Here is a 14,760-nt window from a genome sequence, read left to right as displayed (position 1 = left end):
GCGGCCCCGATGTCCTTATGTAGTCATCACCGCCCCTTGGCTTGTGTGGTTAGGCCGCCTCTGGCAGAAGCGGAAAGCTGAGGCGTCATGCCGTTCAGGTTTGGAGATAAGAATACCCATGACTCCGCAGGACCTAAGTATCGCCTTCTTTGCACAATTGGCCCTGATCCTGTTGGCATGTCGGGTTTTTGGCTGGATCGGTAAGCGCTTTCTTGGTCAGCCCCAAGTCGTGGGCGAAATGATCGCGGGTGTATGCTTGGGGCCTTCCTTGTTCGGTCTCCTGGCACCTGAACTTCAAAGCATGATTTTCCCCAAAGAATCTAAGCCCATCCTGTTTGTTGGGGCGCAATTGGCCGTTGGCCTGTACATGTTCATCGTGGGTCTGACGTTTGATACCTCGCACTTTGTATCCCGAGCCAAGAGCGCAGCTGCAGTCTCGATTTCTGGTATCGCTGTTCCCTTTGTCTGCGCATTCCTGATCACCCCTTGGCTCTTGCAAACACCCGGCCTCTTCCACGATAGGCTTGCGACCTGGGAAGCCCAATTGTTTATGGGGGCTTGTATCGCCATTACCGCCTTTCCGATGTTGGCGCGGATCATCCATGAAAAAGGCCTCAGCAAGTCGCCTTTAGGAACTCTCGCGCTCTCGGCTGGGGCAATTGATGATGCTGGTGCTTGGTGCGTCCTCGCTATTGTTCTTGCCAGCTTTGGTGGCGGTCCCATGGTAGCCATTGTTGCAATCGGGGGCGCGTTTGCGTTCGCCATCTTCATGGCTTTGTTTGGCCGTAAGCTGACCGCACCCTTGGCAAAGATGATGGAACGCGATGGCGGGATAAGTGAGATTAGCCTTGCCTATGTTCTGATCGCTTTTGCGCTTTGCGCCTTTGCCATGGATATTGTAGGGATTCACGCGGTTTTTGGTGGGTTCGTTCTGGGCGCAGTAATGCCCAAGGGCAAATTCTCCGAAACCCTTCGTGAGAAGCTTGAACCAGTGACAGCCGTTATGTTGTTGCCGCTCTTCTTCACCTATTCAGGCCTGCATACACAATTGACGCTCGTGAACACGTGGCATTTGTTGTTCATTGCTGCGGTGATTCTGGTGATCTCAATCGCCGCCAAAGGACTTGCTTGCTATGCTGCAGCCCGTGCGACTGGGGAAGACAATCGCACGGCGATGGGCATTGGGGCTTTGATGAATGCCCGCGGTCTGATGGAACTCATCATCCTCAATATTGGCTTGCAACGCGGCATTATTGAGCCCGCCCTCTTCTCCATCATGGTGGTTATGGCGATTGTGACCACTCTCATGGCAGGACCTTTGTTTGAATTGGTCTATGGCCGTCATGCGCGGGCGACGGGTTTATTGCCGGCGGCTGACTCACGATCCTAATTGGTCGCGTCAGATAGTCGGCGATCACTCGCCGCTCGGCCCCAAAGACCTAAAAACGATATCCTGACAAAGCGGTCGAGAGAACCTCCTCATTATAAATGCGTTCGCCTTGGAGCGCGCTGGTCCCTGCGGCAACCAACAGCGGCAATAAATGTTCTTCTTGGCGGGGCGGATGGGCAAAGCGGGCAGATGGTGCATCTGGCCACTGCGCCAAACGGTCGGCGCGCTCGGCCGCGTTAGACCGCGCCGTCTCGGTCAACCAATCATCAAATGCGCGAGCGCCGGCTGAAGAGCGCGGATCGCCATAGGCGCGCATGTTATGGAAGCTCATGCCAGAGCCAAGGATCAGGACGCCTTCATCCCGCAAGATCGAAAGCGCTTTTCCGGCAGCGACATGCATAGCCGGATCGAAGCCCTGCTCTACCGACATTTCAACAACCGGAATATCGGCATCTGGAAAGGCTACTTTGAGCGGAATAAACACCCCATGATCTAGCCCACGATTAGGATCGACATGGGCATCAAGCCCATGCTCCTTCAGTAAGCTCGCAGCACGTGCCGCAAGGCTCGGTGCGCCAGCCACCTCATAGCTCAATTCATATGTATGAGGCGGGAAGCCGTGGTAGTCATAAATCAAGCTCGGCTGGCTCGTCCCGGTAAAGGCGAAGCCGCGTGTTTCCCAGTGCGCAGACACGATCAGAATTGCTTTGGGTCGCTCCGGCAGCCGCGCTGGCAAACTTTCCAAAAAGCGCGCCATTCCGGCCCACATTCCTTTTGGATCCTCCATGAAGAAGCAAGGACCTCCGCCGTGGGGGATGAAGAAGGCGGGCTGTTGGGTCATGTTCGATCTCCGATCTGGTGCAGACCCTACAGCGATAAGCTGAGCGTGATAATGCGCCATTTATGAAACGCACTGGTGACCAAATTGACCCAATCAATGGCCTTGATTAGCCGGCTGATACGGCACCAAGAACAAGCAGGGCGCGCCATATTTTTGCGCAAACACGGGGCAAGCTGATTTAATGCTCGCTTGGGTCGGTCTTTTGCCCGTCTCAATCCAATTTAACATGGCAGAGAAAATGGTGGGATAAGTTGGCACACTTAAGCGACTGTGCTCGGCTTCATCGGTGAAGCTTTGCACCAATAAGTCACCCCGTCCTGCTTGCTCAATTGTACGCCGATAGGCCGCCTCGTGGGAGACATGGGCAACCGGATCGTGAATGCCGTGAACCGTGATGACCGGGGCGACGATCAATCCGCTCAGGTCACTGTCATAGGCGAGTTCTGCGACGGCGGTCGGGTCTGCCGCAAAACGCTCCACTCCCGCATTCAAGGCCCGGTCATTGTCAGAACCCTTATAGACGACGCTTTGGTTTGAAAATGGATTGCGCCCATTCAGACGCCCAATCATGTCTTGAAACGTATTGGTTGCCCAAGCCAGATTGGGAAGGATTTGTTCTTCCTTGATCGAGAGAACCGATGTGATGTTGCGAAGGTTAGCCTGTTGTTTTGCGGTGCGCTGCGAAACCGGTGTTCCGATCCCGGTGCATTCACGCACCCTCTCGGCAAGCTCGGCGCGCGTCATGGTGGTGCCAACGGGCAAGCCTTGCCAAACTGGATATTGCGTTTCGTTTGGCCTTGGGTGGTTGCGGCAATAATATTGATAGACCGCGCGGAGATCAGAACGTAGCCAATAGGCCCTGGTGCCACCCGCCAAGACGCCACTGGTCAGGATCACACCATCGAAATTGCGTTTGCCTTCGAGATCCATTGCATAGAGCTCAGCCGCCTTTGCGGCAACATTGCCGCCCCAGGACTGGCCATGTAGAATCGTGCGTTTCGGCCGTCCGAAATGCTGCCACGTGAGTGCGCGCAAGTGGTCCATATCTTCGGCGGCAGACCTTACGCCATAGCCACCCCGGCGATAGGTGGTGCCAGCCCACGCATAGCCTTCACGCACCATAACTTCAAAGCGCTCAAGGTCCTCGATTGTCTCCGCCAATTTTGGACTGCCAAGGCGGGGACCACCATGAGCAAACAAAATCAGGCTTTGGTTCCAGTCCTTCGGCATGGCGATGAAGTAAGGCGCGCCTGCGCTCGACTTACCAGTGAAGCAATGGACCTCGCTGGGCAAAAACGCTGGGCAAGGCGTCGGCGTTGGTTGACCCGTCGCGGCAGATTGGGCCGCAACTGGAACGGGGCGGATGAGACAGCAGAGCAAGGCCAGTGTCAGCAGGAACCCCGCCAAGTCTGGAAACTCTGAGTTGCTTTGTCTCATCACGCCCAACCTTTCAGTTGCCTCGTAGCTTTAAAAGGACTTCGAAGTGCTGAAATAGAGGTAACGTCCATAGGGACGATACAAGGATCCCAAATAGCCTGACGAGGCCAGTGGCGGCTTCTCATTGGTCAAGTTGCGGACGCCTGCACGGAAGCTAGTGTTGGACGCCCAACCTTGCTTTGCTTTTGGCTCAAACTGGAAATAGAGATTGCCGGTCAACTGCGCATCTACTTCCCAAGCCACGCCATTAACGTCCAAGAATCCGGTCTCATCTACGGCACTGATATATTGGGTAAAGACGCCAATTTGGAATTCGCCGCGGCTCCAAGTCAAGGAGCCCGATCCACGCCATTCTGGACGGCCATTCTTACCCAAAAGATCGGACGACTCAGGCAAAGGGGTTGCCGCATTGATAGTGCCCGCCGCGCGAGCCGCAAACAAAGCATCGACAGCAGGTCCAGGCTCACGCCCGAACTTGGTCAGGTTCGACGCATTCAGGCTGACGCGGAAGGTTCCGGCGGTTTTGGTCTTCAGCCGCCACTTCATGCCCAAGTCCACCCCTTCGACTTCTTGTGGCAGCAAATTGACGAACTTGTCGCTGACCGAAATGATCTGCCCCACTGGCGTGATGCCGGTGCCGGCAAACAACGCGATATCATCGGCATTGGCTGCTGCGCGGGTAACGAGTGGGTTCGACCGTCCACCGAGGCGGTCGAGATAATCCTGCACCACAGCATTGGAGCCGCCAAACAGACCGACGATCCGCTCTTGCTCGATCCGCCATTTGTCCACGGTGAAGGTATAGTTGCCTGCCCAATCTGGTAGGAACTTCGGTTGGAACACCAGACCAATGGAAGCATTTGTGCTTTCTTCTGGCTGTAGGTCAGGATTGCCAGACAACAGTAGCGAATAGCCAATGCTGCGCGTACAGGCCCCAAAAGTCGTGATCCGGCGTGCCCGCAGGTCAGCTTCACAGCGGATATAGTCGTTATTGGTCGCCAAGCGGCCATAGGTCTTGGTGTTAGTTTGCTCCAAGTTTGGTGCGCGGAAGCCTTCGGAATAAGAACCCCGGAAGCGCAGGCTATCCACAATATCCCAAGCCACAGCGACCTTTGGCTTTACGACGCTGCCAAAGTCGCTGTAACTCTCAGCTCGCCCGGCAATTTGCAGATCGATGCTGCGGACCAGTGGGATATTCATGGATTGCGAGACGACCGGCACGGCAAACTCGACATAAGCCGCTTGCACAGTGCGCTTGCCTTTGGTGTCAGGGTTCTGGCTGACGGCAATCACATTGCTCAATTGGGTCGCGCCCGTTACGGAATCCACAAATGGGTTGGAACCATCGAGATTGGCATCACGATTATCGCGCTGCGTCTCGGCGCGCACTTCAAGACCAAATGCAACGCCGACGTCACCACCCCAAATCTGGAACAGGTCACCTTTGGAGACTTTAAAGTCTGCCATGCTTAAAGTCGTACGCGACTCACGGCGCAGTTTGAAGGTGATCGCGTCAATGGCAGCCTTAGAACTTGGTGTACAATCCCCGTAGCTTAACTGATCCAAGCAACCGCCATTGAAAGGGTTGTAAGCGTCAGGCGTTGAGAGGGCCAATTGTCTCTGGAGGGCCGTTGAATTGACCGCGTCGGAAACGTCTTCAGCTTCGGCTTCAGAATAGACGATCGCCGACTCCCAGTTGAAGCCACGATAAATACCCTTCAGGCCTGCTAGCAAACGCGCTTGGTAATTGTCGACATTCACAGTCTGATAGCCCGCGTCAACAAAGCGATATTGGTTCAAGGTAATGGCCAAGCCTGTGGTAGGCACATTGGTCAAACCAGACAAACGATTGGGGTTGGTTTGGCCGTTGGCAAACACGGTTGGGCCAAATGGGTTCCAATAATTGGAGGCCGGAATTGTCAGCGTGTTCAGGTTGATGACGGGCGGTTGGATCCGCGTCGTCGAAGCTTGATAAAAGCCCAACTCGCCAAACGCCGTCAGATTTTCGTTGAAGTCGAAATGCCCGGTGAGCATGGTATTAATGCGCTGGGTGTCGGGTGTGATGGTCGTCCCAGGAGCCGTATCGAAGCGCAAATCGCGCTGGGTTGTATTGAAGGTCAGCGCGCCGGAAGCGACACAAATGCCGGCGCTTGTCGTCAAAGTGGCAGAGCACCCAGCAATGGTGGTTGGCCGGATGCTGAACGCACCAGCGGCGGTTGTCAGCGCAACGGTACCTCGACGAATGATACCGGGGCCCGCTACGACGGCCAAATTGGCCCAAGCACCGCGCGTGTTGCGCGCGTCTGGGGTCAGGCTGCTTGCAAAGTCTGGCTCATCCGCAAAGAAGCTGCGAAGATTGTCCGTCTTGGTGAATTCTTGATCTTCCGCGCGCAGCGCTGTGCGGTCGGTGTAGTCGAGAAACAGCGAGACATTGCCGCGATCAAAGTCCTTCCCGGCAAAAATGCCGAGGTTAAACTCGCGCAAGTTTGTGCCTTCGGCCGCGCCATATTGGGCGTCTATCTTCAGGCCGTTGAAGTTGTTTTGGGTCACAGTATTGACCACGCCGGCAACCGCATCTGCACCATAAATCGCCGCAGCGCCGTCCAGCAAGACTTCCAAGCGCTCGAGGCCCGAGACGGGGATGGCATTGGAGTTATAGGTCAGAACTGGCACGGTACCCGTATCGGATGTGCCTTGGCTTGTCGGGTGTTGAACGATACGTCGTCCATTGAGGAGCACCAAAGTATTACCCACGCCCAACGAACGCAGATTGATCGAATTCACATCACCGCGTGCAGAGTTAGAGGTTTGGGCGTTATTGGCTGGGCTAACTAACACATCGCCCATTTGCGGAATTGTGCGGAGAAGATCATCGCCATTGACTGCGCCTGTCGTCTTGATCTCTTCTTGACTGAAGACAGCAACGGGCAAGGCGGCGGTTGTTGAAGCACCACGGATTTGGCTGCCGACCACAATGATGGTTTCGACTTCCTGTGCGGGCTCTGCATTTGGGTTTGTCTGGTTTGCTGCTGTCTGGGCGTAGGCCGTGCCGGCCAGGCTCCAAACAAGCGCGGTTGTTCCCAATAGAATCTGCATCGTTTTCATAGCGTTTCCTGCCCCTAACTTGTTTTTACTTGCTTGCTGTTTCGACCTTTTGGGTCGTGAATTTCTGAGTTGCTTGATCCTGTGTCGCTGACCTCTCAGGATGGATCAGATGATTTCTTGCCCGCCCCGGCCAGTGCTTCGGCCAACATGGTTTTGTCCAAGGCCCCCTCCCAGCGCGACACCACGATGGTCGCGACGGCATTGCCCATCAGATTGGTAAGTGCGCGGCACTCACTCATGAAGCGGTCAATGCCAAGGATCAGCGCCATGCCAGCTACGGGGACACTGGGTACAACCGACAAGGTCGCGGCCAAAATCACAAACCCGGCACCCGTAACGCCCGCTGCTCCTTTGGAACTGATCGCAGCGACGCCGATCAAAAGAAGCTGATCGTGCAGCGACAGGTCAATCCCGACAGCTTGGGCAATGAAGGTCGCCGCCAACGTCATATAGATGTTGGTCCCATCCAGATTGAACGAATAGCCTGTTGGCAAAACAATGCCGACCACTTCTTTCCGGCACCCTGCTCGCTCCAGCTTTTCCATCAAGGTTGGCAAAGCCGCTTCAGACGAAGATGTGCCAAGCACCAGTAAGAGCTCGTCCTTGATGTAGCGGACAAGTTGAAAAATAGAGAAGCCTGCCAGCTTAGCGATTAAACCCAGAACCACGATCACAAACAAAAACGAAGTGACGTAGAAGGTGATGATGAGCGACCCGAGACTGACGAGGCTAGCAACCCCAAACTTGCCAATCGTAAACGCCATGGCACCAAAGGCACCGATAGGTGCCAGTTTCATCAGCATGTGGACCAGCTTGAAGACCACTTGGTTTGCTGCTTCCAATACGTTCAAAAGCGGGCGCGCGGGTTCGCCAACGGCGGCGATGGCAATGCCGGTCAGGACGGCAATCAGCAGCACTTGCAGGATCTCGCCTTCGGCCAAAGCACTGATCGGTGTCTTTGGAATGATGTTCATCACAAAACCTAAAAGGCTCTGTTCATGGGCACGTTGGGTATAATTCTCGACCAACTTCCCATCGAGCGTTGCAGGATCAATATTCATCCCCGCGCCCGGCTGGACTAAATTGCCAACGATCAAACCAATGGCGAGGGCAAAGGTCGAGACCGCCAGAAAATAGGCTAAGGCCTTACCGAAGACACTGCCAATCTTGTTGACCTGCGACATGCCGCCTAGGCCTGTCACCACGGTCAGAAAAATTACGGGGGCGATGATCATTTTCACCAGATTGATGAAGGCATCGCCGAGCGGCTTTAAGCTTGCCCCGAAACTTGGGAAAATGGCACCAATGGCAATGCCGAGCACAACGGCAATCACGACTTGCGTGTAAAGTTGCTGGTACCAAACCACTGGCTTGGCCGGAGTGGCGCTAGACCCACTTGCAATAGGTTGGCTGATGGCCAAGGCATTTCCCCATAGATGTATCGTTTGACTTGTTGTCATCGTTATTGGGAGAAATTTAGCGCAAATCCTATGGGCAGGTAAAACTCCAATCACTGGAAATAAACTAACATTAAGACAGGTATTTAGACTTCCTCTAGTTCAGATTTGTGCGATTTTTCACACAAATAAGTTGCCAGATGTGTGGTTTTCCGCCAGGAGGCAATCGTCGGATGATGAGGCTCTGGGGAAAGCGCGAATGGTGAAGCCTACTCGGAACCTCTTGCTCGCGGCTGCAATGATCGCCGGTCTTTTGTTGATCGCTGCGAGCTTTTTGATGTCTGACAACTCGGCCCGTAATCGCGCTGTCACTGAAGCCGACAAAAGAGGAAACGTGTCTGCCGAACTCCTCGCTTCTGCTCTGGAGCGCGAACATGAGCGATTTCGCTTGGCAACGCTGGTGCTGGCCCAAGATGCGGATGCGCGCGCCGTGCTCGCTGGCGAAGATGGTCAGCGGCTAGCTGCCTTCAACAAAAAGCTCGAAGCACTGAGCCGCGACATGGGGGCAGCGGCCATCTATCTCTTGGATACCAAGGGCCTGACTTTGGCGTCGAGTAACTGGCAACGACCTGAAACCTTTGTTGGACAGAATTATGGCTTTCGACCCTACTTCCGCGAAGCACTGAGCAAGGGTCACTCAGAACAATTCGCACTTGGAACAGTCTCGCGACGTCCGGGTCTCTATATTGCACGACAATTGAAAGCAGGTGGACAGATTCTTGGTGTCATTGTCTCGAAAGTCGAATTTGACAATCTCGAAGCCGAATGGCGCAAAGCGGGCGTGACGGTGTTTGCGACCAATGCCAATGGCGTCATCCTAATCACCAGTAATCGCGACTGGCGGTTCAAGACGGTCCAACCTTTGAGCCAAGCGACGCAGAGCAAAATGCTGCGTGATCTCGACTACGGAACCAATCCGCTGGAAGTGCTGCCCCTATATCAAAATGGCCAAGTTGGGGCCGTCCAAGATGCAGATATCGCGTCAAAGAAATATGCAGAAGCCGTCAAGCAACTCGCCAACGACTGGCAATTGCATGTCCTGACAGAGACACAGGACAGCATTCGCGCGGCGGTGCTGTCCAGTCGGATTAGCGTCCTCGCCAGCTTGCTGGCCTTGTTCGCACTTGGGCTGGCGATGATTTACTTGCGGCGCAGCGCCGCCTTTAGGGCCGAGCGCAACCTTGCCATTCAACAACGCGACATGAGCGAGCGTCTGGTACAACTTAATAAGCTTGCGGCCTTAGGTCAGATCGCTGCAGGCGTTGGCCATGAGATTAACCAACCGCTGGCTGCCATCTCGGCCTATACGAGTAACGCCGTCACCTTCTTGGATCGCGGCCAGCCTGAAGAGGCGCGCGCCAATCTGACCCGCGTGATTGGCTTAGCCTCCCGCATTGGCACCATCACGGCCGAACTCTTAGGTTTTGCCCGCAAAGCAACGGGGACGATGACGTCAGTCAGTCTCAACAAGGTGATTGAAGGTGCCCTCCTCTTGCTACGCGATCGGATCGCGACCTTGGGTGCGGTCGTGCATCAACCGAAGGATGATGCCCTCGTCCAAGCTGAGGCGGTGCGCTTGGAACAGGTTTTGGTCAATCTGATGGCCAATGCTCTGGATGCCGGACAAAACGGCGTTGAAATCAACCTATCGATCAAATTGGAAGGCGGCTTTGTAGAGCTTACTGTCGCTGATAATGGTCCTGGGCTTTCGACAGAGACGCGAGTGAGCTTGTTTCAGCCCTTCTCAACAACCAAGCGCGACGGGCTGGGGCTTGGCTTAGTGATCTCGCGCGACATTATGGCCGACTTCGGCGGAGATCTGGTTGCTGCCACCCCAGAACAGGGCGCAGCTTTCATCATGCGTATGAGGCCTGCCCCTTGAGCACTGTAAAGCCAGATTCCATTCTTCTTATTGACGACGAAGCCGACGTTCTGACCGCTCATGGCCAAAGCTTGGAATTGGCTGGGTTCAAAGTCCATACATTCAGCTCTGCCGAAGCGGGGCTGGCTGCCTTTTCGGACAGCTTTGACGGTATTATCGTGTGCGACTTGCGCATGCCGGGGATGGATGGGCTCGAGCTCTTTCGTCGTGTGAAAGAAATCGACCCCGATGTACCGGTCATCTTGGTTTCCGGGCACGCCGACATTGCAACAGCGGTGAATGCGGTTCGCCAGGGCGCATATGATTTTCTTTCTAAGCCCTTTTTGCCTGAACAATTGGTGCTGACTGCACAACGCGCCTTAGAGCGCCGTGCCTTAACGCTGGAAGTCAGGCAACTCCGAGATACCCGTCCAGATGCGGTCGAGGGTGGACCACTTTTTGGAACCTCCAGCGCCATTACGGCTTTGCGGCGCACGATTGCACAGGTAGCCGAGATTGATGTGGACATCCTCATCGAAGGCGAGACAGGTACTGGGAAGAGCTTGGTCGCGGCCATGCTGCATGCACAAAGCACCCGCAGCCGCCGGCAAATGGTGACCATCGACTGTGGCGCAATTCCCGATGCGTTGCTGGATGAGGAATTGTTCGGGGTCGCCCAAGGTGCGTATCCAGCCGCCTATAAGTCGCGAGTTGGCCGGCTCGAATTGGCGCATAAAAGTACGCTCTTTCTCGACGCGATTGATGCCGCACCCATTAAGGTCCAACAAAAATTGCATCGAGCCTTGGAAGTACGCGAAGTAACGCCCTTAGGCGCCAATCAATCCCGACCCTTTGATGCACGAATTGTGGCCGCCAGTTCAACTCAGCTAGCCGAGCGCGTGCAAGAGGGTACGTTCTTTCCGACTTTGCTTTTCCGCCTAAATAGCTTGACCCTCAAAATACCGCCTTTGCGCCAGAGACGAGAGGATATCCCCCTGCTTTATGGTCTGTTTCTGGAGCAAGCAGCAAAACGCCACGGCCGCAAACCAGCAGCCCTTACGCCAGAAATTTACCGCTATCTTCGAAGCCATGATTGGCCGGGCAATGTACGGGAGCTGAATCGTTTTGCGGAGCAAAATGTCCTCGGGCTTTGGGATGCTAAGTTAGCCGCACCGCGCATAGATCAAAGTCCCACATCCGATAAACTCAAGACCCGGGTGGCGGAGTTTGAAAAGGCCTTTATCGAGCAGACTCTGCAGGAGGCCGGCGGCGACATTCAAACGGCAATTGCCTCCTTAGGTCTACCCCGCAAGACTTTTTACGACAAAGTGAAGCGGCTAAATATCGCTCTGAGTGACTTTCGATCACGACCCTAGACCCTTGCCGCTGACCGTTCAGATGGCCCAAGACCCAAATTGACAGCGCTGTTTTTATTGCTCATACAGAGTGCCCTTGGATGTGCTTTGGAAAGAGGGTGGCATGGTAAACCGTCGAGAATTATCGCTTGGATTGGCTGGAATGGGCATTTCATTGGCGGGTCTTTCCGCCTCAGGGCTGGCTGGCTGCAGCCCCCAAAGAGATGGCAAAGCAACCTTTATCACCACTAAAGGCCAGCAATTTATCAAGGATGGAGCCCCCTATTATTACGCAGGTGCCAATCTTTGGTACGCGGCTTATGCCGCCTCCCCTGATCCAGCGATCGGCAATCCGGGTCGGCTGGAGCGAGAGCTGGATGCCTTAGCTAAGCTTGGCATTACCAATTTGCGCTTGCTGGCTTCCTCAGAGCTGTCGCCCCTTAAAAACTCCCTCAACCCAGCCTTCCAATCCAGCGATGGCACGTTGAACGAAAGCCTCCTCCAAGGCTTGGACAAGGCGCTCGCCCTGATGGCAGAGCGCGGCATGACGGCCATTCTTTACCTGACCAATTTCTGGGAATGGTCTGGCGGGCTTGGAACTTACGAAGCTTGGACCAATGGCGGCACTTTTATCGATATGAACGATCCAGCCCATCCTTGGCCCGCCTTCCCTGACTTCGTCTCGCAATTTTATGAGAACCAAGCAGCCCTGGTCAAATATGAAACCTATGTGCGAACCTTGGTCACGCGCACGAATAGCGCGACCAATAAACCCTATAAGGATGATCCAACCATCATGTCTTGGCAGCTGTGTAACGAGCCTAGGCCGGGTGGGACGGACGAAATCATCGCAAAGCGTTTCAAGGCCTATAAGGGCTGGATTGATCGCTCTGCCGCTTTGATCAAATCCCTCGATCCAAATCATCTGGTCTGTGTCGGTCATGAAGGGCCCAAGGGCTGCAATGATGATTTGGCCTTGACGCAGTCTGCTCAAGACAGCCCCAATATTGATTACACCACAGCGCATATTTGGCCGCAGAATTGGTCTTGGGCTGACCCAAAAGACCTCGAGGGAAGCTTTCCGACTGTAGCTAAAGAAACCACTGCCTATATCGCTAATTCGGTTACAATAACCAACGCCCTAAAAAAGCCGCTCGTGATCGAAGAATTTGGCTTTCCCCGTGATGAAGCCTCCTATGAAGCCGGCACACCGACCATTTGGCGCGATAAATTTTACGACCTGATCATCAAAGCCTTGCTCGACAGCCACCAGCGTGGCGGCGAGATTGCCGGCATCAACTTCTGGGCTTGGGGTGGCGAAGGCCGTGCCCTGCATGATGATTATCGTATGAAACCCAAGGAAACGGCCTATGTTGGTGACCCGCCCCATGAGCCGCAAGGTTGGTATTCCGTATTTGATACCGACGCTTCCACCAAAGCCCTCATCAAAAATGCCGTCCAAAAGATCGCAACCCCCTAAGACTTAGCGCCGTCCTCTGCTTCAGCTCTCCCCGTCCTACTGGGCTAAGGGCTTAAGTTACGGGGGTAACGGATAGACGGGGATAAGTTTTATCTGCAGCCCTTCACCCTGCCATGGGGAGAGGGGCTCGCCGCTTTCCAATACCGCTTTAACGCCTTTGCTGGCATCCGCCCAAAGGCGCGTTGCTCAGTGCTTAGAAAGCTCCACCATGCGCTCGATGAGTGCATTGCTCATGTCGATGGGCTTGTCGCGCTGTGCGAAGTGGACATATAGCGGTCTGTACGAGGCCGGTAACAAACCGTCGCGCCTTGCCAAGGAAGCTCGAGAGCCATGCAGCTGATCAGTGACGATGTTCTAATCGATACCGGACAGATAGATCCCACCCATTCGGCGGCCTATCCGCTGATCAGTGGGTTTAAACTGGGCGATCCAGCTTCTTGGACAAGCGGGCACCCTTGGGAGTTCTACCGAAAGCTTCGCGATGAAGCACCGGTGCATTGGAGCCCTGGCTATCGGGGCATCTCTGGGTTCTGGTCGGTCACCCGCTATGAGGATATCAAGTCGGTTGAACTCAATCCGCAGGTGTTTTCGTCCCAGCGCGGCAGCATTAATTTGGGTATTCAGGCGCGGGATAAATGGAAGCCAAAGAAACTGATCCCGGCAGCGCTCAATTCCCTGATCAATATGGATGCCCCCATGCATATGGAGGCCCGTATCCAGCAGAAGGATTTCTTCATCCCGGCCTATGTCGCCAAGATCCGCGACAAGGTCAGGACCCATATTGACGGCTTGCTCGACGAGATGGAGCGCAAGGGGCCAGAAGTCGATTTTGTGAAGATGTTTGCCGAACAAGTCCCGCTCTTCACCTTGTGTGAAATGCTCGGTGTCGATGAAGCAGACCGGCCGCGCATCGTGCAGTGGATGCATTATCTCGAAATGGCCTCGCAATATTTGGCAAACCCATGGCAGACGATTCTAAAAGAGCCCCTGTTTCCGTTCCGCTTCTTCAACATGGTCGATGCCATGTTCGCCTATGGCGAGGGTGTTATGGCCGACCGGCGCGCCCGCCCGCGTGAAGATCTGTTGACCGCAATTGCGCGCTCACAGCTTGGCGGGGAGGAATTGCCGCAAGAGCATCTCGATGGTGCTTGGCTTCTAATTATCTTTGCTGGCAACGATACCAGCCGCAACTCGCTGACTGGCACAATCCAATTGCTCCACGACTTCCAAGACCAGCGGCAAATGGTGCTGGATGACCCGAAGCTGATCCCGCGCATGGCAGAAGAAGCGCTGCGTCTGGTCTCCCCGGTGAAACACATGCGCCGCACCGCGTTGGAAGAAACAGAGTTGAACGGTCAGCGGATCGCTAAGGACGAAAAAGTGGTGATGTGGTACGGTGCCGCCAATCGCGACCCAAGCCTGTTCCCCGACCCCAATCGGTTCGACATGATGCGCGATAATTATGACAAGCACCTCGCTTTCGGCCATGGGGTGCACAAGTGCCTGGGCTCGCGGATCGCACAGATGCAGCTGCGCTTGTCGTTTGAAAAGATTTTCGAGCGCTTCCCAAACATTGCCCCCGTCGGTCCAGTTGTCTATGCGCCCAATGCGCTCGTCAATGCGATGTCGAGCCTCAAGGTCAATCTGTATGGCGTCGGCGGCCGTCGCCCGACACTGGTAGGCGCACGGTCCAGCTGAGGTAGGCCTGCCCTTAACATCGTCGGCCAGCGAAATCTGAGAATGCTTATGTCGGGGCCCGCACTCCAACACCAACACCCATAGCCCCGCGTGGAAAACCACCGGGGGTGCACCATAAAGAGGGGCCGGGGCGCGT

Annotated in this window: 9 protein-coding genes; 5 read left to right on the top strand and 4 right to left on the bottom strand. The window is 55.0% G+C overall.

Annotated elements, in window-relative coordinates; all coding sequences use genetic code 11:
- Nucleotides 1–118 precede the first annotated feature (118 nt).
- Nucleotides 119–1,390 (top strand): cation:proton antiporter, encoded by a 1,272-nt coding sequence (locus ACOVRA_RS09850; protein ID WP_421720143.1) that lies wholly within the window; start codon nt 119–121, stop codon nt 1,388–1,390.
- 49 nt (nt 1,391–1,439) lie between these two features.
- Here ACOVRA_RS09850 and ACOVRA_RS09845 read toward each other — a convergent pair whose 3' ends face one another.
- From ACOVRA_RS09845 to ACOVRA_RS09830, 4 genes are all read right to left on the bottom strand, one after another.
- Nucleotides 1,440–2,231: a DODA-type extradiol aromatic ring-opening family dioxygenase gene (locus ACOVRA_RS09845; protein WP_421720142.1), complete on the bottom strand. Its 792-nt coding sequence runs from the start codon at nt 2,229–2,231 to the stop codon at nt 1,440–1,442.
- Between the two features lie 93 nt (nt 2,232–2,324).
- Complete coding sequence (locus ACOVRA_RS09840) at nt 2,325–3,668, bottom strand: alpha/beta hydrolase family protein (protein ID WP_421720141.1); 1,344 nt, start codon at nt 3,666–3,668, stop codon at nt 2,325–2,327.
- Nucleotides 3,669–3,698: 30 nt separating this feature from the next.
- The gene (locus ACOVRA_RS09835) at nt 3,699–6,773 is read right to left on the bottom strand and encodes a TonB-dependent receptor domain-containing protein (protein ID WP_421720140.1); all 3,075 of its coding nucleotides are present in this window, start codon (nt 6,771–6,773) and stop codon (nt 3,699–3,701) included.
- 95 nt (nt 6,774–6,868) lie between these two features.
- Nucleotides 6,869–8,194: a dicarboxylate/amino acid:cation symporter gene (locus ACOVRA_RS09830; RefSeq protein ID WP_421720139.1), complete on the bottom strand. Its 1,326-nt coding sequence runs from the start codon at nt 8,192–8,194 to the stop codon at nt 6,869–6,871.
- Nucleotides 8,195–8,429: 235 nt separating this feature from the next.
- Here ACOVRA_RS09830 and ACOVRA_RS09825 point away from each other — a divergent pair, with 235 nt between their 5' ends.
- The 4 genes from ACOVRA_RS09825 (at nt 8,430) to ACOVRA_RS09810 (ending at nt 14,624) form a co-directional block, all read left to right on the top strand.
- Complete coding sequence (locus ACOVRA_RS09825) at nt 8,430–10,112, top strand: sensor histidine kinase (RefSeq protein WP_421720138.1); 1,683 nt, start codon at nt 8,430–8,432, stop codon at nt 10,110–10,112.
- On the top strand, nt 10,109–11,467 hold the full coding sequence (locus ACOVRA_RS09820; protein ID WP_421720137.1) for a sigma-54-dependent transcriptional regulator: 1,359 nt from the start codon (nt 10,109–10,111) through the stop codon (nt 11,465–11,467). Before ACOVRA_RS09825 ends, ACOVRA_RS09820 begins: the two co-directional genes overlap by 4 nt.
- Before the next feature lie 103 nt (nt 11,468–11,570).
- Nucleotides 11,571–12,926, top strand: coding sequence for a glycoside hydrolase 5 family protein (locus tag ACOVRA_RS09815; protein WP_421720136.1), 1,356 nt, complete (start codon nt 11,571–11,573; stop codon nt 12,924–12,926).
- A gap of 330 nt (nt 12,927–13,256) precedes the next feature.
- Entirely contained in the window at nt 13,257–14,624 is a 1,368-nt protein-coding gene (locus tag ACOVRA_RS09810) for a cytochrome P450 (RefSeq protein ID WP_421720135.1), read from the top strand.
- The last annotated feature ends 136 nt before the right edge of the window (nt 14,625–14,760 follow it).

It is taken from the genome of Aquidulcibacter sp., from assembly GCF_049239865.1.
Lineage (GTDB): Bacteria > Pseudomonadota > Alphaproteobacteria > Caulobacterales > Aquidulcibacteraceae > Aquidulcibacter.
This window is presented reverse-complemented; position numbering and strand designations above follow the sequence as displayed.